The sequence below is a fragment of the Noviherbaspirillum sedimenti genome (genome assembly GCF_003590835.1).
Classification (GTDB): Bacteria; Pseudomonadota; Gammaproteobacteria; order Burkholderiales; family Burkholderiaceae_D; genus Paucimonas; species Paucimonas sedimenti.
Map to the genome: position 1 here is coordinate 3,767,201 of NZ_QYUQ01000002.1, position 25,160 is coordinate 3,792,360.

Sequence of the window (25,160 nt, forward strand, 5' to 3'; positions counted from 1 at the left end):
GCGACGCTGCCCGGATAGTGTGTACTAGAGGATTGATGGGGAGTGGCGGCCAGGGGTTCGCCCCTGGCAGAGCATGGTGCTCTTCATCAATCCGGCAATTCAACGCCAGGCATTTGGTTCAAGTGCCGGTTTACCGCGAACTTACAACATCCGGACTCTCTTTCATGTTGCTGCCCCGAGCGCACATCGAAAGAAATCCATTCAGGCGGTGTCTATATGAAAAAAACTGCAAGAGCATCGATGTCCCGAGCGCTTCTATTGACCGGCGCAGCGCTGGCAATTGGCGCACTGGCCTTGCCGCCGGCGCATGCCGCGGCGTTTCAGGATCCGCTCAACGTCCCGGCAAGAATCAGCCCGCTGGCAGCCACCAGCATGCTCACTGCGATCACGCACGCTGGCGACCGCCTGGTAGCGGTCGGGCCGCACGGCCGCATACTCCTGTCTGATGACCAAGGAAAAAAATGGACGCAGGTGCCTGTGCCGACCAGCGTCGATTTGGTCGCGGCACATTTTCCTACTGAGAAAAAAGGATGGGCAGTGGGCCACGGCGGCATAGTGCTGCATACGGAAGATGGCGGGCAGACATGGCGCAAGCAGCTTGATGGCGCGCAGGCCGGTGCTGCGATGCTCAAGTATTACGAAAGTCCGGTTCGGGGCGCGGATGCCCGGACGCAAGCTGCCCTAACCGCTGCCAAGCAGTTTGCGCAAGACGGCACAATTCACCCGTTCCTCGACGTCTGGTTCGAGAATGAACAGGTGGGCTACATCGTTGGTCCCTTCAATATGATTTTGCGTACGGCGGATGGTGGCACAAGCTGGACGCCCTGGCTTGAGCGGACAGATAACCCCAAAGACATGAACTTCAATGCCATTCGTGGATCGGGCAGTGACGTGTACATCGTCGGCGAACAAGGTTTGATCCTGAAGCTGGATCGTGAAAAACAGCACTTTTCCGCTTTGAAATCGCCCTATGAAGGCAGCTTTTTCGGCTTGATTCCCACACCCCAGTCGCTGGTGGTCTTCGGCATGCGTGGCAGCATTTATCGCAGCGCGGATGGGGGCGCAAGCTGGCAGAAGGCAGAGAGCGGCGATCGCGCCGGATTAACATCAGGCACCGTACTCAAGGATGGTCAGCTGGCCATCGTCAGCATGTCCGGTTCCCTGTTGGTCAGCGCCGATGGCGGCGCCCATTTTTCGCCCGTGCCGGTGAAACGAACAGCGCCGCTGTTCGGTGTCGCACCTGCCGGAGCCCGGGGCGTGGGCGTTGTCGGCATCGCTGGCGCGGGCTTCGAAACACTGAAGCAGTAACAAATATAAGTCGAGGAGACATATCATGGCCATCGGTCCTGACCCAGTAAGCACGACATTGGAAGTTATCCGTAATCCTGAAGACTTTGACAAAAAGTCGGGGAACTTTCTTGAACGCTTGATCTTTAACCACCGGTTTACCGTTCTATTTATCTGCGCCATCATCACCGGCATCCTGGGATTCCAGGCGCTGAAAATCGATATCAATGCAAGCTATGAAGGGATGATGCCAAGAAGTCACCCCTTTGTTAAAAATTACCTCGAGAATCGCGACACCCTGAGCGGACTGGGCAATACCGTGCGCGTCGTGGTCGAGAACAAGAATGGCGATATTTTCGATCCGGCTTATCTGGCAACGCTCGCGAAGATCAATGATGCCCTGTATCTGGCGGATGGCGTCGACCGCTCCTGGTTGAAATCGCTCTGGACACCCCTGGTACGCTGGTTCGAGGTGACAGAAGAAGGCTTCAGCGGCGGCCCGGTGATGCCGGAAAACTATGACGGTTCACCTGAGTCGATCAAGCAGTTGCGGGAGAACGTGCAGAGCGCAGGTCTGGTCGGCAATCTGGTCTCGAACGACTATCGGTCCAGCATGATCGTTGTGCCGCTGCTGGAGAAGTATTCAGATACCGGCAAGCCGCTCGATTACCGCGCACTGTCGCATTTGCTTGAAGAGCAGGCACGCGCACAGGCGGGTGACAATACCCGGGTGTACATCATCGGTTTTGCCAAGGCAGCGGGTGATTTGATCGATGGTCTGGTCAAAGTAATCACATTTTTTCTTGCTGCAGCCGTCACCGCCGCAATCTTCATCTACCTTTTTACCCGCTGCGTACGCAGCACGGCGCTGGTTCTTGCCTGTTCCGTTGTCGCTGTCATATGGCAGCTGGGCATCATGGTTTTGCTGGGAAAAGGACTCGATCCGTTTACGGTACTGGTCCCCTTCCTGGTATTTGCCATCGGCGTCAGTCATGCTGCGCAAAAGATGAATGGCATCATGCAGGATATCGGTCGCGGCAACCATAAGTGGGTGGCGGCGCGCTATACTTTCCGCCGCCTGATTATCGCCGGCCTGACGGCGCTGCTCGCCGATGCCGTGGGGTTTGCCGTGCTCATGGTGATCGACATTCCGGTGATTCGCGATCTGGCCTTATCTGCAAGTATCGGCGTGGCGATTCTCATCTTTACCAACCTCTTCTTGTTGCCGGTGCTCTTGTCCTACACAGGTGTGAGCAAGACGGCCGCTGAAAACAGCCTGCGTGAAGAGTCGAAAGAAAGCAGTGGTCGTGGCTTCGGCAAGTTCTGGAATTTCCTGGATCGCTTTACACAGAGAAAGTGGGCAATTGGTGCCATTGTTCCGTCTTTTATCGTTGCGGCGGTATGTGTGGTGGTGAGTATGGACCTCAAGATTGGTGATCTTGATCCCGGCGCACCCGAGTTGCGTGCGGATTCCCGCTATAACCAGGATGTGGCCTTCGTTAACCGTAATTTCGGCTTGTCGAGCGATGTCTTTTCAGTGATGGTGAAAACGCCTAAAGGCGGCTGCATGGATTTCGAAACGATGGTGGATGCGGATCGTCTCTCGCAAAAGCTGCGAGAAGTCCCCGGCGTGCAGACAGTCGGCTCGTTTGTGGATAGCACCAAGGCCATCATCATGGGCAACTACGAGGGTAACCCCAAGTGGCTGACCGTCTCGCGTGACCCGGCGGTCATCAACAATGCGGGCAGCAGAGCAACCAGCTGGGGTACTGACCAGGTTGATACGGACTGTACCTTGATGCCGGTGAATGCCTATCTGGTCGATCACAAGGCTGACACGCTAGCGCGCGTGGTGAAGAGTGCTTCCGAATTCGCTGCCGAGCACAATACTGAAAATCGCCAATTCCTGCTTGCCGCCGGCAGTGCCGGGATCGATGCCGCGACCAATGAGGTGGTCAAGAAGGAGAACTATCGCATGCTGCTGTATGTGTATGCCGCAGTGATTGTTCTGTGTTTCATCGCTTTCCGCAGCTGGCGCGCAGTAGTGGTCGCAGTGGTGCCGTTGATGATCACATCGATTCTCGCCGAGGCGCTCATGGTGGCGCTGGGAATCGGGGTGAAAGTTGCCACGCTGCCGGTCATTGCACTCGGTGTCGGCATCGGTGTTGATTACGCACTCTATCTGCTGAGTGTGCAGCTGGCGCAGCAGCGCGCCGGGGTGCCTCTGGAGCAGGCTTTCCGCACGGCGGTAGCGTTCACCGGAAAAGTGGTGGCATTGATCGGCTTGACGCTTGCCGCAGGCGTGGTCACTTGGGCATGGTCGCCGATCAAGTTCCAGGCAGACATGGGGTTATTGCTAGCTTTCATGTTCTTGTGGAACATGGTTGGCTGCTTGATTCTCGTACCGGCCTTGTCGCACTTCCTGCTGAGGAACGTCCAGCAATCGAAGCCGGCTGAGAAAGCAAGCGTGCATCCGGTTGCACAGCCAAAGAATCAAGCGGCACCCAAGATGCGCGTCGAGTCCGTCGCAGTGGTCAAATAGAAAGGGCACGGTCGGCGGCCGCCAGGGTCGTCGACTGAAATCCCTTGTTGCAGTTATTGATGCATCGGTATGGTCTTGCAAAAAAAATGCAAATCAAATTGATCATAGACATAGAGGAAGTGTCGTCATGAAAATGCATCAAACAAATAAAAAGAAACTGGAACATTTTGCTGTCGCAGCCATGAGCAACGATCGGGTGGCGCTGGAGTCCCTGTTACACCCGGAGTTCACGATCCATGAAGCGGAAAACCTGCCCTATGGTGGCGTCTACCGTGGCGTTGATGGCTGGCTGACACTGTTCGGCCGTGTCAATTCGACCTGGGCAGATCTTGCAATTGAGCCGCTGTTGCTGATCGGCGAGGCCAATGGTGATGAGTTCGGGTGGCAGATGAAGATGCGCGGACGCTCGGTCGCAACAGGTAAACAGTTTGAAACCACGGTGTTTGAACATTGGTCGTTCCGTGATGGGAAGATCAGTGAAGTTCGCCCCTATTACTGGGATACGAAGTTAATGTGTACAACCAATTCTGATTGAAATCATGAGTACTTCAGCAAACTTGCAGTTGAATCTGCCCCCTTGGCCGGAAGTGGATTTTTCAGAATTCGGCGCCGTCGATACGATTCCTCTTTCGCGGATCCAGAAACTCACCGGCGGGTATCTTTCCCGGAATGCCGTTGTCATTCCGCATGTCACCCATCATGATGAAGTCGACACTACAGAGCTGGAAACAGTTCGCAAACAACAGGCCGAAGCAAGAGGCGTAAAACTCACGACACTGGCATTCATTGTCAAGGCGCTGGAGCGCGCGCTACGGCAGTTTCCACAATTTAATGCCTCACTGGATGCAAGCGGACAAAATCTGATATTGAAGAAATATTTCAATGTCGGCTACGCCGTGGATACCACCAAAGGCCTGCTGGTCCCGGTTATTCGTGACTGCGACAAGAAAAGCGTTTTTCAAATCGCTGAAGAAATTGCCGCTGTATCCGCGCAGGCAAGGGAAAAAGGGCTGCCGATGAGTCAGATGACTGGCGGCTGTATGAGCATCAGTTCGCTGGGAAGTATCGGCGGGACTGGATTTACGCCGATCATCAATGCGCCCGAAGTGGCAATTCTCGGTGTGACGCGGTCGCAATGGAAGCCGTACCGGGAAAGCAGTGGCGAACTGGGGTGGCGCATGATGCTGCCATTGTCGCTCAGTTACGACCATCGGGTCATCAATGGGGCGGATGCGGCGCGTTTCGTCGCCGCGATCGGGGAATCTCTCAAGCAGCCACTGGATATGCTGGATTGAAGGGCGCTGTGTTCATGACCGATAACAACCTCTGCCTCGAAGGCGCAGCTAATTTTCGTGATTTCGGCGGCTATCTGGCTGACGACGGCTGCATCGTGCGGCGCCAGCGCCTGTTTCGTTCCGAAACACTGAGCGCCCTCACAATCGCCGATTTCGGCCAGCTTGCCCGGCTTGGCCTGCGTGCCGTCTACGACTTGCGCAGCAAAGGCGAGCGAGAGCACGCGCCGACCAACTGGCCAGCGCATTTTACGCCCGAGACGCTGTTGATGGATCTTGAGGCCGATCTGCGCTCGGGCGATACCGCGCTGCTCGACATCCTGAAACGCGACCCGACTGAACACGGCGCGTTGCTGATGATGATGGAAGTTTACCGCTCGATTCCGCATTCGATTCAACGACATCTCCCCGGCTTGTTTGCCAGACTTGGCCAGGAACACGGCGTACCCCTGCTGGTGCATTGCACCGCGGGGAAAGATCGTACGGGCGTCGTGTCAGCCTTGATTTTACGGGCATTGGGCGTAAGCCAGGAGGATGTGGCCTTTGATTATTTGTTAACCAACAAACACAGAAATCTGGCGGCATTTGAAGCCAATATCGCCGCAATCACCGAGCATATGCTGGGAAAATCGCTGCCCTATGCGGCAGTGGCCGTACTGGCGCATGCCCATGAAGCGTATCTCGACAGGTCATTCGCCGAGATCGACAGGGAATACGGATCCTTTGCCGCTTACCTGGCGCACGCAGGGGTCGATGCGTCCTTGCTGGCGCAGGCACGGCAACGCTTGTTGCAGACATGATGCTTCAAGCATTGCGTGAGCATCGGAAAGCATGTAAATGCAAGATGTGTTGACACATATAGTCTGTAACGATACGATATATTCGCAATGTCGCGAATGCACATGTTTCATAATTAATACTATACCGGTATGACCCGGCTAAAAGGAGAGCAAAGTGAATCTGGGATTAAAGGGCAAGAAAGTCATCCTGACCGGCGGCAGCCGCGGAATCGGGCGTGCAATTGCGGAACTGCTGGCGGACGAGGGGGCCGATATCGGGTTTTTCTCGCGCGACCCGGCTCAGGTGGCGAAGGCGACTGCAGCGCTGCAAGCAAAAGACGTGAAAGTGGTTGCACAGGCGCTCGACATGAGCGACCCGGAAGCCTACAAACGCTGGCTGAAGAACACTGCCGAAGCGCTTGGCGGCGTTGATATCTTTATTCACAATGCCAGTGCCGCAGGTGGCTTTGGCCCCGAAGAACACTGGTATAAATGCTTCGAACTGGATCTGATGGGGGCGGTGCGCGGTTGCGAAACGCTTGAGCCGTTCCTGGAAAAATCGAAGTCGCCTTCAGTGGTGTTCCTGGCCAGCACCGCTGCGACCGAGACCTTCCTGGCGCCGCAGGCCTTCAATGCGATCAAGGCAGCGCTGATCACCTATTCCAAGCAACTTGGCCAGCACTGGTCGGGCAAGGGCATTCGTGTCAATTGCGTTTCTCCTGGACCTACCTATTTTGACGGCGGCAACTGGGATCTGGTGAAGACGCACATGAAGCCGGTGTTTGACAACGTGCTGTCGCAAATGCCATTCGGCCGCTATGGCAAGCCCGAGGAAATCGCCCAGGCGGTCGTGTTCCTTGCCAGCCAGGCCTCCAGTTATACCACTGGCACGAATCTCGTTGTCGATGGCGGTTTCACCAAGCGAGTGCAGTACTAACGCCATTGAAAAATAGGAGTATTTGATGAGAGACCTGATCAAACTGGAATGGCCTCGCGAAGGCGTGGCACTGGTAACGCTGACCGATACCAAGCCCCAGCACAATCTCACCTGCAAGGGCGTGACCCAGCTTGCCGACACGCTGGAGGAAGCCCGGCTTGCTGGCGCCCGCGTGGTGGTGCTGGCATCCGGCGTGCCCGGGCACTGGTACGAGCATGCCTATCTCGACGACATCCGCAATCTGGTGAGCGGGCGCGAGGCGACCGGCGACCCGGCGGGATGGGCGCGCTCGCTGAACGAAGTGAGCCGCCAGAACGTCGTGACCATTGCTGCGATCTCGGGCGATACCTCGGGTGGCGGTTGCGAACTCGGATGGGGTTGCGACTTGCGCGTTGCCGAGACTGGCGTGCGTTTCAGTCAGCCCGAAGTGATCATCGGCTGCGGCACCGGCATTGGCGGTACCTCCCGCCTGATGCGGCTGATTGGCCGTACTGCGACTGCAGAGATGGTGCTGATGGGCCTGCCGTTCACTGCCGAGCGCATCCATGCCCTGGGCGGCCTGAACCGCGTGGTGCCGAAAGGTAAGGCGGTCGCGGTGGCGCTGGAGATGGCCGCACATCTGGCCAACATGCCGCCGGTCGCCCTGGCCGGCATGAAACGCATGCTGACCGAAGATGAAGACCTGCATTTGTCGGCTGCGCTCGACAATGACCAGGCGATCAGCCAGGGCTTGTTTGCAGACCCGTTGACAGTCAAGAACATGGCAGCGTTCCAGCAACGTTTTAACGACGGCGAAACGCTGGAAAATGTCTATTGGACTGACGTCGCCCCTGCTTTGCAAGCTGGCAAGTAATGTGGCTATGCCAAGGCAAGCTTCATCCTGCCGTTGAGACCTGAGAACTTCCCTGCCTTCGGCAGGGAAGTTCTCATTCACCGGCCATGCATAAGGCCGGATTCATAAATAAAGTAAGTCGCTTCAAGCGAGTACCAACAATGGAAGAGACAAAATGAGCACTGCCGAAGCCACACCTGCGGCCGCCGCCCTGGCACCGTTACCTCCCCACGTTCCGCAAAATCTGGTTGTCGATTTCGATATGTACAGTCCGCCCAATGTCGCCGAAGGGCTGCAGGCCGCCTGGAGGACATTGCAGGCGCCCGGCAGTCCTGAGCTTGTCTGGACCCGGCGCAACGGCGGCCACTGGATTGCCACGCGCGGGCAAATGATCAGAGAAGCCTATGAGGATCACGGACGTTTCTCCAGCGAGTGCCCGATCATTCCCAAGGAACTCGGGGAAACCTATGATTTCATCCCTTCGGCGATGGATCCTCCAGAGCAACGCTATTTCCGTGCGCTGGTCAGTGCAGGCGTCGGTATGCCCGTCGTAAACGGCATGGAAGACAAGATCAGGGATCTGGCAGTCTCCCTGATCGAAAAATTGCGGCCCCAGGGGCACTGCAATTTCACCGAGGATTTTGCCGAGCCATTCCCGATCCGCATCTTCCTCATGCTGGTCAATCTCCCGGAGTCGGACGCGCCGCATCTGAAACACCTCGCCGACCAACTGACGCGGCCCGACGGCGAGATGAGCTTTGTCGCAGCACGCGATGCGCTGCATGACTACCTGTCGCCAGTCATCGATGAGCGCCTGGCAAATCCGGGTGCTGATGCCATCAGCAAAATCGTCCATGGCAAGATTAATGGCCGCCCCATCACCAAGAAGGAAGCCCAACGCGTGGGCGCTCTGCTGCTGGCCGGGGGGCTCGACACCGTGGTCAATTTTCTGGGCTTCAGCATGCAATTTCTCGCGCAAAGCCCGGAGCACCGCAAGGAACTGATCGATCATCCTGAGCGCATTCCCGCAGCGACGGAAGAGTTGCTGCGCCGGTTTTCACTGGTGGTGAATGTCCGCACCCTGAAGTCCGATACGGAATTTCATGGGGTGCAACTGAAGAAGGGTGACCAGATCGTGTTGCCCCCGCTCCTGACCGGCCTGGATGAACGGGAGAATGCCTGCCCTATGCACGTGGATTTTAACCGCAAGAAGGTTTCGCATACCACCTTCGGTCACGGCGCTCACCAATGCGTGGGGCAACACCTCGCACGTCGGGAAATCATGCTCACGCTGAAAGAGTGGTTGGCCCGCATCCCGGACTTTCAGATTGCACCTGGGGCAAAAATCGTGCATCAGGGCGGCATCGTCGGCGCGGTAAGAGAGCTGCCGCTGGTGTGGGATCCGGCAACCACTACGGCGAAGCCCTGATGTCTTCCATCGAGCGTCTGGTCGTGATCGGCACGGGCTGCGGGGGCGTCGAATTGGCGTTCGCAGCGCGCGCTGCAGGGTGGAACGGGCCCATTACACTGGTTGGTGAAGAGAACGCACTGCCTTACCACCGCCCGCCCTTATCGAAGGCGTATCTCATGGGCGAGGCGAATGCAGACGCGCTTTGGTTGCGAGCGCCGGCCTTATTCGAAAAGCAGAACATCGCACTGCTGACCGCGGTAAAGGTGGCAGCAATTGACCGGCGGAGAATGCAGGTAAGTCTTTCCGATGGCCGCAATCTGGGCTATGACCGGCTGGTCCTGGCGACGGGCGGTCGGCCAAGGCCATTGCCGGCAGCAGCCGGAAGCGCCGAGAATTTCCGCTATCTGAGAACCCTTGCCGATGCCGCGGCCATTCGCGGCCATTTTGCGCCAGGCCATCGGCTTGTGGTGGTGGGCGGTGGCTATGTCGGCCTTGAAGTGGCGGCTGCCGCTGTCAAGTCAGGAATGCGCGTAACAGTACTGGAGGCAGCTCCCAGGTTGCTGGCCAGAGTGACCGCACTGCCGCTGTCGAACTTCTATGAGGACGTGCACCGGCAGGCAGGCGTCGACATACAGACCAGCGCACAGGTTGAGGAGTTTGAGCTGTCGGCGGACCGGAGCAAGATTACCGCCGTGCGTTGTGCCGGTGGCGCGAGGATAGAAGCTGATTTCGTCGTGGCCGGCATCGGACTGATCCCCAACTGCGAATTGGCAATCGAAGCAGGCTTGCAGGTCGACGACGGGATTGTCGTCGATGCGCAAATGCAAACCACAGACGAGGCAATCATGGCGGTGGGCGATTGCACAAAATTCTACAGCGATCTTTACAAACGCAAGGTGCGCATCGAATCTGTTCCCAATGCGCTCGAGCAGGCCAGGAAAATTGCCGCGCTCATTTGCGGCAAGGTACCTCGCAAGGATGCCGCGCCGTGGTTCTGGTCCGATCAGTATGACCTGAATCTGAAGATGGTTGGGCTGTCGCATGGTTATGACCAGCTGGTTTTCCGCGGATCGCTTGAAAGCCGCAATTTCAGTGCCTTCTACATGCTGGATGGGCGCGTGCTCGCTGTCGACACGGTAAATCGGCCGGTCGAGTTCAATCTATCGAAACAACTTGTCCTGGACTGCTTGCGAGTCCTTCCCGAGGCGCTTGCCGACGATACGGTGCCACTGAAAAGCATTCTGGATTCCAGCATCCAGCCAGAACAAATTTAATTTTAAGGATATTCATAATGTCGAAAGTTATTTACATATCACATGAGGGCGCCCGCCATGAACTGGATGTTGCGGAAGGGGTCAACCTGATGCAGGCAGCAGTATCCAATGGCGTCTACGATATCGTTGGCGACTGCGGCGGCAGCGCCAGCTGCGCAACCTGTCATGTCTACGTGGATGATGCGTTTCTGCCCAGGCTCCCAGAAGCGAACTCGCGCGAAAACGAGATGCTGCAGTGCACGGCCGCGGAATTGCAGGCAAACAGCAGGTTAAGCTGCCAGATTGTCATGGCCGATGCGCTTGATGGATTGACGGTTCGGATGCCCGACCGGCAGTGGTAATAATCGATTACGTGGTTTTTATTTAGTAATTTATTAATTCTATAAAGCAGGAGACAAAAATGAGTTCATATCAAGGCAAGGCAGGATTGGTCACCGGCGCTGGCAGCGGTATGGGCCGCGCCACCGCTCTGGCATTTGCGCAGGCTGGCGCCGCTGTTGTTGTTGCAGATGTTAACGTCAAGGGCGGCGAGGAAACCGTAGCGTTGATTCGTGAGGCTGGCGGGCGTGCAATATTCCGTGCTTGTGACGTCTCGGTCGCGGCCGATGTGGAGGCGCTGATTGCAGCGGTGGTGTCCGAGTTTGGCGTCCTGTCTTTTGCCGTGAACAATGCCGCTGTTGAACTCGAAGCAGGGCTTCCATTAACAGAGGTTTCCGAAGCGGTTTACGACCGACTGATGGCAGTCAATGTCAAAGGCGTGTTTTTATGCCTGCAGCAAGAGATCCGTCAGATGGCCCTGCAGGGAGCAGGCGCCATTGTCAACATCGCGTCGGTCAATTCCTATCGTCCGCAGCTGCACCAGTCAGTATACACGGCGTCCAAACACGCCGTGCTCGGGCTGACGCGCAACGCAGCAGTCGAGTCTGCGTCCCTGGGGGTGCGGATCAATGCAATTTGCCCTGGCGCGATCGAAACGCCGATGCTGGATCTGGCACTGAATCAGCCAGGTGTCGTACGCGAGGACATAATCGCCTACATGAGCCTCAATGGCCGCTTCGGTCGCCCCGATGAGATTGCCAAGGCCGCAGTATGGCTGTGTTCCGACGATGCCTCATTTACGTATGGCCATGCACTGGCGGTTGATGGCGGCTATCTGGCCCGTTGACGATTGGCGGTAAGAATCGCTCCATCCATTGCTGGCTGTATTTCAGAACGTATACATACATGAGGGAGTTTTAAATGGGCAGATTGTCAGGCAAAGTTGCAATTATTACTGGTGCTACTGGTGGAATGGGTATGGCAGAAGTGCGCTTGTTTGCCAAAGAAGGTGCGAAAGTCGTTGCTACTGCTTTGCGGGTAGAAGTATTGGCGCAAATTGTTAAAGAAATTAACGCAGAGTATGGCGATACGGTAATAGGCTTAAAACATAATGTCGCGAACGAAGACGAGTGGAAATATGTTGTGAGTGAAACCGTGAAGCATTTCGGTAAGCTTGATGTCCTGGTAAATAATGCCGGCATATCGGGAAACATGACTGATACTGCAGAAACAACCACGCTTGAAGAGTGGGATAAAGTACTGGATATTAATTTAAAAGGTACTTTTTTGGGTATCAAGCATGTCATTCCTGAAATGAAAAAGGCCGGTGGCGGCTCGATCGTTAATATATCGTCAGTCGGAGGCCTGGTGGGTGCTTCTGGTCCAACGGCATATAGTGCGACCAAGGGCGGCGTCCGTATACTCTCCAAAAATGTTGCTATGGATTATGCTAAAGAGCAAATCCGCGTCAATTCTTTACATCCAGGGTTTATCGACACAGCGATGATCCAAAGTGTTACCTCTAATAAAGAAGTGTTGAATGCTTCGCTTGCAGTAATACCATTGAATCATATCGGGCAACCAATTGATATTGCATATGGCGCACTGTACCTGGCCTCCGATGAATCGCGATATGTCACCGGGACAGAATTGATTATCGATGGTGGTTATACCGCAAAATAAAAACGTATTTTGGAGAAGGGTTCATTTTGATCTGGCGTTTTCAAAATGAACTCTTTTTTCTAAAATATTTTTCCTGAATTGCCTGTTCAAACGAAATCAACTTCCTCTATCGGGTGCACGCCCTATCCCTCACACAAGCATGCAATAGCTATTGCGAAGCTTCGTTTTCATTCAATGTGGTTCACCATGAGCAGCGCTGAATTTCGTGAGTAGCATGCAAGAAATATAGGTATGCAACCATAATTTATGCCTATAATATAAATTCTGCGCTACGAAGTTTTTTCAAGATTAGTTATCGTGGCAAAGGGACGTACCAAGACTGCGGCTCTGACAATGGAAGGAGGTAATCATGAAAATTGCTTTGCTTGCGACGGCCGAAGTCCAGAGTATCAGTTGCGTACGGATTAGCGCATGTGGGTAGCAGGAGGAAATGGAACTTGATTTTCTATCTGCCATCCAGTGCATCTTGTCCTGAAAATTGGGGCAAAACCGATAAAAAGAGAGGCGACAATGCTGCTGCAAGATATTCTGAATGCTTACACGAATCATCCTGATTTTATGAAAATGGTCTCTATCGTGCCATTTATGGGAGGATTCCTGATCTGGTGCTACTTCTATTTTCTGTCCGTCAAAGATCGGAAAATGCCCATCCCGTTCTGGATGTATACCTTCTGGTTTGCCCATGATGCAACGGCCGCTGTCGTGTTTTACCGTCTCGCTGAACAGCATAACGGATTTTGGTTCTTTCAATCGACGTGGATAATGCTGGTGGTCTGGTGTGTCGTCGAGATAGTCGGGATGTGTCTGGCCGTGAGATTTGCGCGCCAGGATATTTGGGGGAAATACTTCGCATCCCCGGTAACGAAAAAACAAGCCACCGGGTGGGTTCTGGCGGAGATTGCGGCCATGTTTGCGGTGGTGTTCCTGTTACGCGGGCTAATGGACGATGACACGATGTTCAAGTGGTTCGTGCTCACCAATGCCGTGATGGCGATCGGGCCGTTCTACCTGTGGCGGACGCGCACGGATCGGACAGGCAGTTCGATCGTACTCGCGATCATCTTTGTCATTATTGTGGCAAACAATTTTTCGCCGCCAGGCATCGGTATGTTCACAACGGCCTCGCCGTATTTTGATCAGCCCTGGTTTTATTTCGCTGGAGTTGTACTCACTCTGATGACGATATCGAACCTCTTCGTTCTGTTACGTTTGCCCTCCAAGAAGGCTGTTGAAGCGAAGTGGCAGCAAAGTCCTGCCGCATCTCGCTAGTCAGCGTTGGCCGCATCGCAGCTTCAGCCTTGGCAGGTGCTGCGATGCGGCCTGTTCGCTTGTGCTTCGGGGTGCAATCGACAGGCCGAGCTTTTGCAATACGGAAAATTTTTACCGAGGAACGATCTATGGGTATTGATATGCATAGGCCAGCGAGTCGCTGGATTCAAGGAGATGGGGGGCGCTTTTGGCGCGCCATCCAAATAGCGGCGGGAGCGGCGCTTCTGGTTTTTTGCGCAGCCCAGGCTGCGGCCGCGGACGGCGTGCAAAAGCTCCGTGACGGCAATCAGGGCAACGACTGGGCCGCTTTCGGGCGCACCTATGGCGAACAGCACTTCAGTCCGCTGACCCAGATCCAGGACAAGAATGTGCACCGTCTGGGGCTGGCCTGGTCACTTGACCTGGAGTACCCCGGCAATTCAGTTTCTGCCCCCATCGCCGTCGACGGCGTGGTGTATGTCGCGACAGGCTACAGCATCGTGCGGGCGATCGATGCAGTCACCGGACGCCAGTTGTGGCGCTACGACCCGAAAGTCGCCGAGGTGGCGGGACCCAAGCTGCGCAACGGCTGGGGTATTCGCGGCCTCGCCTGGTGGAACGGGAAAATCTATGTCGGCACCCAGGAAGGGCGGCTGATCGCGCTCGACGCCAAAAAAGGCAAGCCGCTCTGGACGGTGCAAACGACCAGCAAGGAGGATGTCCGCTTCATCAGCGGTCCGCCGCGTGTCTTTGCCGGCAAGGTGATCATCGGTCACGGCGGCGCGGACACCGGGGCGACGCGCGGCTACGTGACAACCTATGATGCCGAGACCGGCAAGCAGCTGTGGCGCTTTTATACTGTGCCGGGCAACCCGGCCGACGGCTTCGAGGATGAGACCCAGGCCATGGCGGCCAAGACCTGGTCGGGCAAATGGTGGGAGTTCGGCGGCGGCGGCACGGTCTGGAATGCCATGACCTACGATGAAGAGAGCGACACGATTTTTCTCGGAATCGGCAACGGCGCGCCGTGGAACAAGAAATTGCGCAGCCCCGGTGCGGGCGACGATCTGTTCCTCTGCTCCATCGTCGCGCTGGATGCGCGCACCGGCAAGTACAAGTGGCATTACCAGGTCAATCCGGGCGAGAGCTGGGACTACAACGCGGCGATGGACATGCAGCTGGCCACCTTGACGATCGGCGGCAAGCCGCGCAAGGTCCTCATGCAGGCGCCAAAAAACGGTTTTTTCTACGTGATCGATCGCGAAACGGGCAAGCTGATTTCGGCCGAGCCTTATGCCAAGGTCACCTGGGCGAAAAGCATCGACCTCACGACCGGCCGCCCGGTCGAGGCGCCCAACGTCCGCTTCGAGAACGGCACGGAGTTCGAGCTCTGGCCCAGCCCCTTGGGTGCGCACAACTGGCTGCCGATGTCGTTCAGTCCGAAAACCGGGCTGGTCTACATACCGACGCTGGAGCTTGGCGCGGTTTACAACGACAAGGGGATTGACCTCAAAAACTGGCGCAGGCGGGAGGGCGGTAGCAATGACAATGCCGTCAATGTGAGAATAAAGGCTGAGCCCGATGGCGGCGTGAGTTATCTCCAGGCGTGGGACCCGGTCACGCAGAAGCGGGTCTGGAAAGTGGAAACGCCTGGCTACTGGAGCGGAGGAACGTTGGCGAGCGCGGGTAATCTGGTGTTCCAGGGCCAGGCTGACGGCAAGTTCAACGCCTATGCCGCGGCGACCGGGAAACGGCTGTGGACCTACAACACCCGAGGCGCGGCGATCGCTCCGCCGATCACCTACAGTGTCAAGGGAAAGCAGTATGTGACCGTGTTGAGCGGATTTGGCACCAGCTACGGCCTCTTCGGCGATGCATCGGCCAAGTTTGGCTGGGATGCGAGGAGCCAGCCGCGCCGCGTGCTGACCTTCGCGCTGGATGGCAAGGGGAAACTGCCACCGGCGCCGCCTTTCTACAAGGCCAAGGCCACCCCGGATCCGGAGTTCCAGCCCGGCGCCAGCAATATCACGCTCGGCAGCACAATCTACCATCAGCAATGCTACATCTGCCATGGCCTCGAGGCGATTTCCGGCGGCACGGCACCTGATCTGCGTGCATCGATGGTGCCCCGCGTCCCGGAAGCCTTCCAACAGATCGTGCGGGGCGGCGCGATGACGCAAACGGGGATGCCTGGTTTCGAGAACCTCAGCGTGGACGAGGTCGAAGGTATTCGTCAATACCTGAGAAGCCGCAGCCAGGAGCTCCAGTCGGCAAAATAACCCGATCCATCTTGATGAAGATGGTTGACGTGCTTAATCAAAAGCGCCAAGGCGGACTATCGAAAGGCAATATCAATGAACACAATTTCTCCCCAAATCCAGAGGCTGCTCGACAAACAGGAAATTTACGAGCTCGTATGTACTTATTGTCGGGCTGTGGACCGGCTTGACAGGGATCTGATGCGCTCTTGTTACCATGATGACGCCACTGAAAAACGCGGATTTTTCGACGGCACGGCGGATGCGTTCTGTGATTTTGTCGTTGAAACCCTGCATGGCATCGCTTCGACCCAGCACTTTATCGGCAATGCCCTGATCGATGTCGATGGCGACACGGCCTACGGAGAGATTTATCTCACGGCGCAGCATCGCCTGGTGGTGGATGGTACTGAAAAAGACCTGTTTGTAGGCGGCCGCTATATTGACCGTTATGAGCGGCGACAGGGCGTATGGAAGATCGCTTTCCGTACCGAACGGCATGATTGGACCCGGACGGAAGATGCTTGCGAGGATTGGACGCGCGCGAATCCTGCCGCTCTTTTGGGCGAGCGCGGACCACAGGATCTGGTTTTCCGTAGGGATTTGTTGAGGAAGATGAAATAGTTTTTTTCATATAAAAGGAGACGCAATGACAACACAAAAAAACACCGATCTGCCGCTTCAAGGCGAGCGTTACATATCAAGAGAATTCTTTGCCAGGGAATGGGAAAATGTCTGGGCCAAGACATGGCTGATCATGGGCCGCGCAGATGAGATTCCCGAGGCAGGGGATTTTTTCGTTGAAGACATCGGCCCCGAGTCGATCCTTATCGTGCGTCAGGCGGATACCGGGATCCGGGCCTTTTACAATGTATGCCAGCACCGTGGAAACCGGCTGGCCGTCGTGCCGGACGGCAGCATGGACACTTTTACCTGCAGCTATCATGGCTGGAAATGGGGGCTCGATGGCGCTTGTCTGGAGGCGCAGGATGCGGAAGACTTTACCCCCAATCCATGTGGCCACGCCCAGCTTGAAGAACTCAGGTGCGATGTGTTTGCCGGCTTTGTCTGGATTAACATGGATCCGGAATGCGCGTCTCTGAAGACGTTTTTGGGGCCGATCTGGGATGAGTGGGCGGCATACCCGATGGAGCAGATGACACGGGTTCAGGCAATTAGCGTGCGCATGCCGTGCAACTGGAAAACAGTCCAGGATAATTTCCATGAAACGTATCATGTGGCGACGGCGCATCCCCTGGGCCTCAACAGCGTTGAGGATGATTATCGGCTCACTGCCATTACGCTGTATGAAGGCGGCCATGCGCTTGGCGTGACGCAGGGGAGCATCCCGGCCCGGCGAAAATTTGGCGATAATCCGTCGCTCGGCGAGCAAATCCGCATGGAACTGCAAACCTGGGATTTGAATCCGGACGATTTTCAAGGCCGAGAGTATGAAACCCGCATTGCGCTTCAAGCACGGAAACGTCAACTCGGTCCCGAGCGTGGATTCAGTCATTACAACAAAATGTCCGACGCCCAGCTCACGGACACTTTCCACTATACGGTATTCCCCAACTTCGCCACATCCATTAATTCGGATGGGATGCTTTACCTGCGCGCATTGCCGCATCCGACCGACCCGGAACTCTGCGTATTTGATTGCTGGTTTTATGCCGCGGGCGCGGAGAATGCCTATACGCGCTTGCTGACTGAAAACGGCGACGCTTCTCGGCTGGCTGGCCCGGCTCCCCGGGAATGGCGTAACTATGGGGAAGGGACGCTAGGGGTGATCCTTGATGGTGATGCCGTCGTCATGGCGGATCAACAAAGGGCATTGCATTCCCGTGGATACAAGGGCTCCAGGCTCGCCCACCAGGAGCGACGGGTCCAGCAATATCACGACATGATCGATCGCTACATGGAAGGCTACCGGCCGCGGTGATCCGGCAACATAGCCGGACCATGTGATCACTCTCGGCCGGAGATTATCCGGTCAAGAGTGATTCATTATCCGCGGCATGCCTGGTCGATTATGCAGCGCTCAGCATTGAATGAGCGACATTGCAGATAAGATGCCTGCATGCATCTCGATCGAGAAATTTTGCTTCGTCTTCGGCAAAGAAACGCTTGGTTTCCGGTTCACTGGTGATTCTCATCATTTCATCAAATGCGGCCTGATCTTTGAATACGATTTCAGTGATTGCATCATATTCGAAGGCGGCCGGTTCACCTGATGCCATGCTAAAAGACTGTAATGGGTAATTCCGCCGATATTCAGCCCACAGATGCCCGAGTTTATCGACAGCATGCACAGCATGGGTACTTTCGTAATAATCGCGGAATTGCTCTGTCGTCAAGTCTGCTCTCTTTTTGAGCATAACAATAAATTTGATCATGAATGGTTGCTCTTTCGGATAGCAATTGCAGTGTTATAGATCCAGCACCAGGCACTTGCTCTTTGACCTCGAGCAACACGGCGTGAACTGGTCATTGGCTGCTTTTTCTTCATCGCTGAAAAACTGGTCGCGGTGATCGGGTATGCCGTCCAGGACGCGGGTAATGCAGGTGCCGCATACCCCTTGCTCGCAAACCATGTCGATTTCAATGCCGTTTTCAGCCAGTACAGCAGTGACCGTCCTGTCTGCTGGTATGGTGAAAGTCATGCCACTGCTGGCAATCTTGACGTCAAAGCTGGTATTGCTGGATGCATCCTGCGCGGCGGCGCCAAAATACTCGAAATGGATCCTGTCGCCGGACCATCCGGCATCCTTGGCCGAATTCACGACAAAATCAATGAAGCCCGTCGGGCCGCAGACGTAGAGATGCGTATCCGGACCAACGGCGCCGAGCGCTTTGGGCAAATCCAGTTTTTGCTCAGCGGCGCCATCATCGAAATGGAAATGGACCTTGTCTGAAAATGTAGAACCGGCGATCCGGTCCCGGAAAGCCGTACGCTCGATCGAGCGGCCGCAATAATGCATGTCAAAGCTGGCGCCAGTCGTGGCCAGCCGTTCTGCCATGCACAAAATCGGCGTCACACCAATTCCTCCGGCAAACAGCAGGGAATGACTGGCGTGGCCAAGGGCAAAGTGGTTTTTTGGACGACTGATCTTCAGGATATCACCCTCGCGGATGTCATCATGGATTTTGATCGAGCCGCCGCGGGAGACCGGATCGCGAAGGATGGCGATCAGATAGCGATGCTCCTCGGATGGATCATTGCAAAGAGAATACTGCCTTGTAAGGCCATCGGCAATTTGCACGTCGATGTGCGAACCTGCACTGAAGGCAGGCAAAGGAGCGCTGTCAACGTTGGTCAACTCAAGGCTGACGACATCTTCTGCTTCTTTAACCCTTTTCGTTACGCGCACAGAAAATTCATTGCTCGTCATTGCATCACCTAATAAAAAAAATCAGCGCGGGCATCAAGCTGCCGCAGTGCCAGTTGCTTCGGCGATTTCAACCCAGTCATCGACAACGCGGGTTTCATACGTTTTGACACAGACCTTGGTCAGATTGCCCGAAGGCATGCCGTTACGCAGATCAAATCGTACGCCATGGAGCGGGCAGAACAGGAAGGTGCCGCGAACCTTGCCGCCCTCCAGCGGGCTGCGCTGGTGCGTACACTCATTGGCAATTGCATAAAAGCTGCCTTGGCTATTGCAAATGAGCACAGACTTTCCGGCAATTTCAACGGCCTTGTTACCGTTTTCCGGGATGTCTGCAATGGGCAGTGCTTTGATAAATGAAGACATGATCGATCCAGTAACTCAAATAGCTGCAATGAGGCGGTCAATTTCAGCGTGTATTTGCTGAAGGCGCTGCTCCTGCTCGCTCAATCGCACGCCACTGGACAGGCCTTTCGAGCTGACCCCGCGTTGCATGCCCACCTGGTTTGCAATATCTTGTCCGACGACCAATCCCATCTGCGGATCGGCCAGGGTCGTGTAGCGCCGCGCCGGCCGCACTGTCCCTGAAATGTCAACATCCGGTTCCACGCCCATGTAGTATGGCACCGGCACGCCTGGTTTGGTCTTGGGAATCAGCACCCACTGGTGAAGAAGATATTTTGACGGGTCGCTTGGGTGCGGCAGAAAGCGGAGGACCATTGTACCTTCCGGGTGCGCATTGAACGTCATGTTCGGGAAAAAGGAAGGATTCCAGTCATCCATGAGCTGACTGTCGACATACCCGGAATAATCGATTCCCCAAGGGTTGTCTTCCTTGCGCTTGGCTGCGATGAGTGCCTGGCGCACATCGGTGGCGCGACCCTGGAATTGTTCCGGGTTAATGCCCGCTTCCTGTAGCAGGAAAGCCAGCGCTGGATTAATGTTGTTCTTGTCGGCATAACGCTCACTGGGCAAGCCAACGCGCGTAATGGCGTTGCCATGGCCGTTACGATAAAAATCGTATTGATTCAGCACTTCATCTACAGCTGGCTGGATTTCCGGGTGCGTGATATGGGCATGGTAGGGTTCCAGGAAATTTTCATAGCCAATTTTCCAGTTGCACGGAACTTCAACCACCACGTCCTTGACGACATGCATGTTTTCGAAATGATAGCCAGCAAAGATTCCGGGTATCCCATCAAGATACTCCCGCAATGGCTTGGCATTTTCATCCATGCTGATGAACACAAAACCCGCCCAGGTCTCGCAACGAACCGCTTTCAGGCTGAGGTCTCCGGAGAGCGCATCTTGCTCGAAATACTCACGATCCGTAACTCGCCGGTTTTTGCCATCGAGATCGAACACCCATGAATGATATTGGCAGACGAAACTGTGATTGCGTCCGAAATTTTCGGTGACAAGCTGCCGTCCCCGATGCTGGCAGACATTGTAAAACGCCTTGATACTGCCGTCTTTCTGACGAACGACGACAAAGGATTCCCTGCCGAGATCGTACTTGAACCACTGCCCGGGATCGGCAATGTCAGAGGCCAAACCCGCGCACGTCCAAACCTTGGACCAGACGGCTTTCCACTCGAGTTCGGCAAACGCAGGATCGGTGTACCGTGCCTGCGGGATGATGAGATACTTGTCTTTTTCCGGGTAAAGCTGCGCCAGCGGTGGCGACTTTTCTCCCGGCGAGCCGGCGGCAACACCGGGGGTTACTGCCCATTCACCTGGGCGATAAACCTGCTTGTCATTGGACAGCACTGCATCATCCATTTGTTCCTCCAAAATCAACTTATCGTGCGAATAATTATGTGGAAATCGCGGCACGCTCACGATATCAAATTTAATCTTATGGCAGCGAACTATATATGTCAATACATAATTGATTGCGTCATTATCGGCAAAATGTGCCGAACAGGCGCGATTGCAGAAATCAGATTGACACTGACAGTATGCATATATACTATAATTTCCTGAGCGCTCTCAAGCGCAAGAAAAATACCGGGATTTCAGCAGCGTATCCCCTCATGCGGCATATTATTTAAACAGGGTTGATGGCGCGGCAAGCGTCGCTGACTTTTAAGAAGGAAGTGGCTAAGTGGACGATATTAAGAAATTATTGGCAATCGAGGCTGTCAAGCATCTCAAGGCGCGCTACTTCCACTGTCTGGATCTGAAGGACTGGGACGGTTTGCGCGAGGTGTTCGCTGACGATGCAACGATTGATGTGCGTGGTTCGCTTGAGCCGCCGCAGCCAGGGCGCGTCCATGATGAGCCAACCATTTCCGGGGGCGAGGCCTTTGTCGCCTTCGCGCGGCAGGGGTTGGCGCCGCTTGTCAGCGCGCATTACGGCCACACGCCGCAAATTGACATTATCTCCGAGCATGAGGCACGCGGCATATGGGCGATGGAGGACTGGTTGTATGGCGCGTCCGGCATGTTCCACGGCCAGGGGCATTATCACGAAACTTATGTGAAAAGCGATGGCCGCTGGCGCATCCAGACCTTGAGGCTGACCCGCTTGCATGTCTCGTCCAGTTTGTAGGCATGGCGGTTAAGCCGGTCGAATCCTGGTGGGCTGTTTTATGCTGCATGAAATGACAGCGGCGCAAGAAAAAAGAGTCGTGTTGTATGGTTGCGGACGATATGCTAATATAATTTAAATCTGGCGCCCGGCGCCTTGTTTGCCGATTGATGCAATCGATGGCGTGCTGACAAGGTGAATGCAAGGCCGGAGCGAAACATGGTTGGGCAAGCCCTGCGGATTTTGAAATCCTGACACCTATGCTTTGAAACAAATGTAGATACTATGGAGAATGAACATGAAAGAGCATGACCAGCCTGACCGTCTTGTCCTGGTGGAGATGTACCGGAAAATGAGTCTGATCAAACAGAACGATGAACGTTTCCGTTCCGTAGTGAAGTCAGGAAGGTTGGTCATGCCCTACTACTCCCCGCGAGGCCAGGAGGTTATTCCTTCTGCAGTATCGGTGCAACTGACCAACGACGATTATATCTGCACAATTTACCGCGGCATTCACGACATGCTGGCAAAAGGGGTTCCCACCAAACTCCTCTGGGCGGAACTCGCGGGCAGGGCAACTGGCACGTGCAAGGGGAAAGGTGGTCCGATGCACATTACCCACCCGGCCAGCGGTGTCATGGTAACGACCGGCGTTGTCGGCAGCAGCATGCCAATCGCCAATGGACTCGCGCTTGCCGCGCAAATTCGTGGCGAAAAGCGTGTCACCATAGCGTATTTCGGTGACGGCGCAAGCAACATCGGCGCATTCCACGAAGCGCTCAATATGGCATCCGTCTGGAAGCTTCCCGTCATTTTTGTTTGCCAGAATAACGGCTATGCCGAGCACACAAAATACGAATACGGCACCTCCGCCGTGAGCATTGCGGCCAGGGCCCCGGGTTATTCGATGCCTGGCGTGACTGTGGATGGGAATGACCCGGTAGCCATGTATAAGGCGGCAGGCACGGCGATTGCGCGGGCGCGTGCAGGCGAAGGCCCGACGCTGCTGGAAGCGAAAACTTTCCGATTCCAGGGGCATGTGTTCGGCGATGTCGATGCTTATATGGATCCGGCTGAAAAGGCGGCCGCAATTGCAAAAGACCCGGTTCCTGCATACCGGGCCTGGTTGATCAGCAACGAGCACGCCAGCGAGGCAGAAATTGACATGATCGAGAAAGCCATTAAACAGGAAATCGATGAGGCAGTCGAATTTGCAATGGCAAGCCCATTCCCGGACGTGGCCGAATTGCGCCGCGATGTTTACGCACAAGAGGTGGAAGCATGAACGCCAAGCTTGAAATGTTGAATACCATCCAGGCGGTTAACATGGCGCTGGATTACGCGATGGGTAATGACCCGAACGTCATCGTCCTGGGTGAAGACGTCGCCGACCGCGAAGAGGGCGGGGTGATGGGTGTCACGAAAGGCCTTTCCACAAAGTATGGCGTATCGCGGGTGCGGTCCACGCCGATTTCCGAGCAAGCCATTATCGGTGCCGCAATCGGCGCAGCGATTGTCGGCATGCGGCCGGTAGCGGAAATCATGCTGATGAATTTCACGACCGTCGCAATGGACATGATTGTCAATCATGCGGCAAAGTTGCGCTTCATGTCCGGCGGGCAGACCCATGTGCCGATGGTAATCCGCACCATGACTGGCGCCGGATTCAGCGCCGGCGGCCAGCACTCGGACTTTCTGGAGGCCTGGTTCGCGCATACGGCGGGCTTGAAAGTCGTGGTGCCGTCCAGCCCAGCTGAAGCGTATGGATTGATGCTTTCCTGTATCGAGGATGATGATCCCTGCATCTTTATCGAAAACATCGCCAGCTACTGGATCCCGGGTCCGATGCCGGAAAAGGGCGTCCGGATCCCGCTGGGCAAGGCGAATGTTGTGCGTAAAGGTGCGGATGTGACCGTCATCGGTTATAGCCGCCAGGTGCATGACATCGCCGCTGTCGCGGAAAAGCTCGCCGCTGAAAACATCGCGGTTGAAGTGATCGATCTGCGCACGATTTCGCCGCTGGACACGGAGACGATCCTTAACTCCGTCGCCAAGACGCGACGGGCGGTGATTGTGCACGAGGCGGTGAAGAACTTCGGCGTTGGGGCTGAAATTTCCGCCCGTATCAACGAAGGTCTTTTTGGCCAATTGCTGGCCCCGGTGGGACGGGTCGGCTCGGCATTCTGCCCGGTGCCTTTTTCAAAGCCGCTTGAAACCGCGTTCATGCCAAGCCAAAGCGACATTGAGGCCGCAATCCGCGCCACGCTCAAGTAACCTTGACGTCTTTTAACCTGATTCTACTTAAGGACTGTTCGAAATGACTACACAAGTATTGCTACCAAAAATCGGCTTTTCCATGAATGAAGCAACCATTGCGGAGTGGCTGCATGCAGATGGCGCAGCGGTCACCGAAGGTCAGCCGCTTTACGCGCTGGAGAGCGACAAGGCGGTACAGGAAATCGAGGCGCCCGCATCCGGCACCTTGAAGATCATCGCCACAGTAGGCGAGGTGTACCAGGTTGGTGCGGTTCTCGCTGAAATCAATTAGGACGCCGCCATGGAGCGCCGGCAGGTAACGGGGCTCTCTGGCGTCGAAGGCGCACAGCCTGCCGGCTTAACTTTGGGGTCCTAATCCGTTGCCCACCTGGGAAACGGATTACGTGGCTTCAGAATCTTCAGGATTCTTGTTAATTGCAAGAAGATTCGATTTTACAAGGCCGAGCATGTCTGCAAGCGCATGCCTGTCTTCCAGGCCTAGACCCTCGAGCATGCGTTCGCTCATCTCCTGGCTCTTGACGCGCATTTTCTTGATGGTTTGTGTGCCTTCGCTGGTAAGGTACACACGCTTGACGCGCCGATCAAGTTCATCAGGTCGTCTTTCGATCAGGCCGGTATTTTCCAGGCGATCCAGCAGACCCCCAAGTGCAGCCTTGCCTAACTCCAGCATGTCAGCCAAATCGCTCTGGATCATGCCGTCTTGCCGTGACAGGTAAGCCAATACCCACCATTGGGAACGTGTGACACCCAAAGGCTTCATGAATTCATCAAAGACGGTGCGCCTGAGCCGTGATACGTCATGCATCAGAAACCCGAGCCGCACATCCTTGATCACCGCATCCAGCAGATTTTCCGTTGCTTCTTTTTTTCGGGACTCTGGTTTCGAATTGGCCAGGCTGTCCGTTTTTTTCCCTGACAATTTCTTCATGGTTTCTCGGTTTCTTTCTATCAACTCCGCGCTCAACATCGACCATGACGCGTAAATATATGTTAGTCAACCATTATTATTACATACAACCAATCGACGACGCGCTTATTGATCCGGCCATAGTTCATTGAACGCATGTTGCATAAAAACACGTGCCGATGCACGCAAACTT

Annotated in this window: 25 protein-coding genes; 20 read left to right on the plus strand and 5 right to left on the minus strand. The window is 55.3% G+C overall.

Going from position 1 to position 25,160, the window contains the following annotated elements:
* The first annotated feature begins 42 nt into the window (after nucleotides 1-42).
* The 16 genes from D3878_RS17495 to D3878_RS17570 all read left to right on the plus strand — a co-directional run bounded on the left by D3878_RS17495 (nucleotide 43) and on the right by D3878_RS17570 (nucleotide 17,803).
* Nucleotides 43-1,308: a WD40/YVTN/BNR-like repeat-containing protein gene (locus tag D3878_RS17495; RefSeq protein ID WP_233556374.1), complete on the plus strand. Its 1,266-nt coding sequence runs from the start codon at nucleotides 43-45 to the stop codon at nucleotides 1,306-1,308.
* Nucleotides 1,309-1,333: 25 nt separating this feature from the next.
* Nucleotides 1,334-3,829, plus strand: a complete 2,496-nt coding sequence (locus D3878_RS17500) for an efflux RND transporter permease subunit (RefSeq protein WP_119786659.1) — start codon at nucleotides 1,334-1,336, stop codon at nucleotides 3,827-3,829.
* Nucleotides 3,830-3,956: 127 nt separating this feature from the next.
* On the plus strand, nucleotides 3,957-4,364 hold the full coding sequence (locus D3878_RS17505; protein WP_119786660.1) for a nuclear transport factor 2 family protein: 408 nt from the start codon (nucleotides 3,957-3,959) through the stop codon (nucleotides 4,362-4,364).
* Nucleotides 4,365-4,368: 4 nt separating this feature from the next.
* Complete coding sequence (locus D3878_RS17510; RefSeq protein WP_119786661.1) at nucleotides 4,369-5,124, plus strand: 2-oxo acid dehydrogenase subunit E2; 756 nt, start codon at nucleotides 4,369-4,371, stop codon at nucleotides 5,122-5,124.
* 14 nt (nucleotides 5,125-5,138) lie between these two features.
* Nucleotides 5,139-5,921, plus strand: a complete 783-nt coding sequence (locus D3878_RS17515; RefSeq protein ID WP_147384018.1) for a tyrosine-protein phosphatase — start codon at nucleotides 5,139-5,141, stop codon at nucleotides 5,919-5,921.
* A gap of 154 nt (nucleotides 5,922-6,075) precedes the next feature.
* Nucleotides 6,076-6,837, plus strand: a complete 762-nt coding sequence (locus tag D3878_RS17520) for an SDR family NAD(P)-dependent oxidoreductase (RefSeq protein ID WP_119786663.1) — start codon at nucleotides 6,076-6,078, stop codon at nucleotides 6,835-6,837.
* Between the two features lie 25 nt (nucleotides 6,838-6,862).
* Nucleotides 6,863-7,690, plus strand: coding sequence for an enoyl-CoA hydratase/isomerase family protein (locus D3878_RS17525; protein ID WP_119786664.1), 828 nt, complete (start codon nucleotides 6,863-6,865; stop codon nucleotides 7,688-7,690).
* Between the two features lie 154 nt (nucleotides 7,691-7,844).
* Nucleotides 7,845-9,098: a cytochrome P450 gene (locus D3878_RS17530; protein WP_119786665.1), complete on the plus strand. Its 1,254-nt coding sequence runs from the start codon at nucleotides 7,845-7,847 to the stop codon at nucleotides 9,096-9,098.
* The gene (locus D3878_RS17535) at nucleotides 9,098-10,354 is read left to right on the plus strand and encodes an NAD(P)/FAD-dependent oxidoreductase (RefSeq protein WP_119787971.1); all 1,257 of its coding nucleotides are present in this window, start codon (nucleotides 9,098-9,100) and stop codon (nucleotides 10,352-10,354) included. Before D3878_RS17530 ends, D3878_RS17535 begins: the two co-directional genes overlap by 1 nt.
* Before the next feature lie 17 nt (nucleotides 10,355-10,371).
* Nucleotides 10,372-10,695, plus strand: coding sequence for a 2Fe-2S iron-sulfur cluster-binding protein (locus D3878_RS17540; protein ID WP_119786666.1), 324 nt, complete (start codon nucleotides 10,372-10,374; stop codon nucleotides 10,693-10,695).
* A gap of 59 nt (nucleotides 10,696-10,754) precedes the next feature.
* On the plus strand, nucleotides 10,755-11,519 hold the full coding sequence (locus D3878_RS17545) for a glucose 1-dehydrogenase (RefSeq protein WP_119786667.1): 765 nt from the start codon (nucleotides 10,755-10,757) through the stop codon (nucleotides 11,517-11,519).
* Between the two features lie 74 nt (nucleotides 11,520-11,593).
* Nucleotides 11,594-12,355, plus strand: coding sequence for an SDR family NAD(P)-dependent oxidoreductase (locus D3878_RS17550; protein WP_119786668.1), 762 nt, complete (start codon nucleotides 11,594-11,596; stop codon nucleotides 12,353-12,355).
* A gap of 510 nt (nucleotides 12,356-12,865) precedes the next feature.
* Nucleotides 12,866-13,624 carry a hypothetical protein gene (locus D3878_RS17555; protein WP_147384020.1) on the plus strand — a complete coding sequence of 253 codons (759 nt, stop codon included), beginning with the start codon at nucleotides 12,866-12,868 and terminating at the stop codon, nucleotides 13,622-13,624.
* Nucleotides 13,625-13,752: 128 nt separating this feature from the next.
* Entirely contained in the window at nucleotides 13,753-15,882 is a 2,130-nt protein-coding gene (locus tag D3878_RS17560; RefSeq protein WP_158592305.1) for a PQQ-dependent dehydrogenase, methanol/ethanol family, read from the plus strand.
* A 75-nt stretch (nucleotides 15,883-15,957) separates the two neighbouring features.
* Complete coding sequence (locus D3878_RS17565) at nucleotides 15,958-16,485, plus strand: nuclear transport factor 2 family protein (RefSeq protein ID WP_119786671.1); 528 nt, start codon at nucleotides 15,958-15,960, stop codon at nucleotides 16,483-16,485.
* Nucleotides 16,486-16,510: 25 nt separating this feature from the next.
* On the plus strand, nucleotides 16,511-17,803 hold the full coding sequence (locus tag D3878_RS17570) for an aromatic ring-hydroxylating oxygenase subunit alpha (RefSeq protein ID WP_119786672.1): 1,293 nt from the start codon (nucleotides 16,511-16,513) through the stop codon (nucleotides 17,801-17,803).
* A gap of 88 nt (nucleotides 17,804-17,891) precedes the next feature.
* Here the strand turns inward: D3878_RS17570 and D3878_RS17575 are convergent, their stop codons facing one another.
* Genes D3878_RS17575 through D3878_RS17590 form a run of 4 tightly spaced genes read right to left on the minus strand, consistent with a single transcriptional unit; the run spans nucleotide 17,892 to nucleotide 21,032 of the window.
* Nucleotides 17,892-18,257: an EthD domain-containing protein gene (locus D3878_RS17575; RefSeq protein WP_119786673.1), complete on the minus strand. Its 366-nt coding sequence runs from the start codon at nucleotides 18,255-18,257 to the stop codon at nucleotides 17,892-17,894.
* A 33-nt stretch (nucleotides 18,258-18,290) separates the two neighbouring features.
* On the minus strand, nucleotides 18,291-19,253 hold the full coding sequence (locus D3878_RS17580; protein WP_119786674.1) for a PDR/VanB family oxidoreductase: 963 nt from the start codon (nucleotides 19,251-19,253) through the stop codon (nucleotides 18,291-18,293).
* A 33-nt stretch (nucleotides 19,254-19,286) separates the two neighbouring features.
* Nucleotides 19,287-19,616, minus strand: a complete 330-nt coding sequence (locus D3878_RS17585; protein ID WP_119786675.1) for a Rieske (2Fe-2S) protein — start codon at nucleotides 19,614-19,616, stop codon at nucleotides 19,287-19,289.
* A gap of 15 nt (nucleotides 19,617-19,631) precedes the next feature.
* Nucleotides 19,632-21,032 carry an aromatic ring-hydroxylating oxygenase subunit alpha gene (locus D3878_RS17590; RefSeq protein WP_119786676.1) on the minus strand — a complete coding sequence of 467 codons (1,401 nt, stop codon included), beginning with the start codon at nucleotides 21,030-21,032 and terminating at the stop codon, nucleotides 19,632-19,634.
* A 325-nt stretch (nucleotides 21,033-21,357) separates the two neighbouring features.
* Between D3878_RS17590 and D3878_RS17595 the strand changes: the two genes are divergently transcribed.
* From D3878_RS17595 to D3878_RS17610, 4 genes are all read left to right on the plus strand, one after another.
* The gene (locus D3878_RS17595) at nucleotides 21,358-21,804 is read left to right on the plus strand and encodes a nuclear transport factor 2 family protein (protein ID WP_119786677.1); all 447 of its coding nucleotides are present in this window, start codon (nucleotides 21,358-21,360) and stop codon (nucleotides 21,802-21,804) included.
* Nucleotides 21,805-22,081: 277 nt separating this feature from the next.
* Complete coding sequence (locus D3878_RS17600) at nucleotides 22,082-23,068, plus strand: thiamine pyrophosphate-dependent dehydrogenase E1 component subunit alpha (RefSeq protein ID WP_233556375.1); 987 nt, start codon at nucleotides 22,082-22,084, stop codon at nucleotides 23,066-23,068.
* Complete coding sequence (locus tag D3878_RS17605; protein WP_119786678.1) at nucleotides 23,065-24,057, plus strand: alpha-ketoacid dehydrogenase subunit beta; 993 nt, start codon at nucleotides 23,065-23,067, stop codon at nucleotides 24,055-24,057. The genes D3878_RS17600 and D3878_RS17605 overlap by 4 nt, the downstream gene beginning before the upstream one ends.
* 43 nt (nucleotides 24,058-24,100) lie before the next feature.
* Nucleotides 24,101-24,331: a biotin/lipoyl-containing protein gene (locus tag D3878_RS17610; protein WP_119786679.1), complete on the plus strand. Its 231-nt coding sequence runs from the start codon at nucleotides 24,101-24,103 to the stop codon at nucleotides 24,329-24,331.
* Nucleotides 24,332-24,439: 108 nt separating this feature from the next.
* Here D3878_RS17610 and D3878_RS17615 read toward each other — a convergent pair whose 3' ends face one another.
* Entirely contained in the window at nucleotides 24,440-24,988 is a 549-nt protein-coding gene (locus D3878_RS17615) for a MarR family winged helix-turn-helix transcriptional regulator (protein WP_119786680.1), read from the minus strand.
* Nucleotides 24,989-25,160 lie beyond the last annotated feature (172 nt).

Bases quoted from the DNA above. Each gene is read 5' to 3' on its own strand.
- D3878_RS17500 (WP_119786659.1), top strand. From the start codon at position 1,334: ATGGCCATCGGTCCTGACCCAGTAAGCACGACATTGGAAGTTATCCGT.
- D3878_RS17505 (WP_119786660.1), top strand. From the start codon at position 3,957: ATGAAAATGCATCAAACAAATAAAAAGAAACTGGAACATTTTGCTGTC.
- D3878_RS17510 (WP_119786661.1), top strand. From the start codon at position 4,369: ATGAGTACTTCAGCAAACTTGCAGTTGAATCTGCCCCCTTGGCCGGAA.
- D3878_RS17515 (WP_147384018.1), top strand. From the start codon at position 5,139: ATGACCGATAACAACCTCTGCCTCGAAGGCGCAGCTAATTTTCGTGAT.
- D3878_RS17525 (WP_119786664.1), top strand. From the start codon at position 6,863: ATGAGAGACCTGATCAAACTGGAATGGCCTCGCGAAGGCGTGGCACTG.
- D3878_RS17530 (WP_119786665.1), top strand. From the start codon at position 7,845: ATGAGCACTGCCGAAGCCACACCTGCGGCCGCCGCCCTGGCACCGTTA.
- D3878_RS17535 (WP_119787971.1), top strand. From the start codon at position 9,098: ATGTCTTCCATCGAGCGTCTGGTCGTGATCGGCACGGGCTGCGGGGGC.
- D3878_RS17540 (WP_119786666.1), top strand. From the start codon at position 10,372: ATGTCGAAAGTTATTTACATATCACATGAGGGCGCCCGCCATGAACTG.
- D3878_RS17545 (WP_119786667.1), top strand. From the start codon at position 10,755: ATGAGTTCATATCAAGGCAAGGCAGGATTGGTCACCGGCGCTGGCAGC.
- D3878_RS17550 (WP_119786668.1), top strand. From the start codon at position 11,594: ATGGGCAGATTGTCAGGCAAAGTTGCAATTATTACTGGTGCTACTGGT.
- D3878_RS17555 (WP_147384020.1), top strand. From the start codon at position 12,866: ATGCTGCTGCAAGATATTCTGAATGCTTACACGAATCATCCTGATTTT.
- D3878_RS17560 (WP_158592305.1), top strand. From the start codon at position 13,753: ATGGGTATTGATATGCATAGGCCAGCGAGTCGCTGGATTCAAGGAGAT.
- D3878_RS17565 (WP_119786671.1), top strand. From the start codon at position 15,958: ATGAACACAATTTCTCCCCAAATCCAGAGGCTGCTCGACAAACAGGAA.
- D3878_RS17570 (WP_119786672.1), top strand. From the start codon at position 16,511: ATGACAACACAAAAAAACACCGATCTGCCGCTTCAAGGCGAGCGTTAC.
- D3878_RS17575 (WP_119786673.1), bottom strand. From the start codon at position 18,257: ATGATCAAATTTATTGTTATGCTCAAAAAGAGAGCAGACTTGACGACA.
- D3878_RS17580 (WP_119786674.1), bottom strand. From the start codon at position 19,253: ATGACGAGCAATGAATTTTCTGTGCGCGTAACGAAAAGGGTTAAAGAA.
- D3878_RS17585 (WP_119786675.1), bottom strand. From the start codon at position 19,616: ATGTCTTCATTTATCAAAGCACTGCCCATTGCAGACATCCCGGAAAAC.
- D3878_RS17590 (WP_119786676.1), bottom strand. From the start codon at position 21,032: ATGGATGATGCAGTGCTGTCCAATGACAAGCAGGTTTATCGCCCAGGT.
- D3878_RS17600 (WP_233556375.1), top strand. From the start codon at position 22,082: ATGAAAGAGCATGACCAGCCTGACCGTCTTGTCCTGGTGGAGATGTAC.
- D3878_RS17605 (WP_119786678.1), top strand. From the start codon at position 23,065: ATGAACGCCAAGCTTGAAATGTTGAATACCATCCAGGCGGTTAACATG.
- D3878_RS17610 (WP_119786679.1), top strand. From the start codon at position 24,101: ATGACTACACAAGTATTGCTACCAAAAATCGGCTTTTCCATGAATGAA.
- D3878_RS17615 (WP_119786680.1), bottom strand. From the start codon at position 24,988: ATGAAGAAATTGTCAGGGAAAAAAACGGACAGCCTGGCCAATTCGAAA.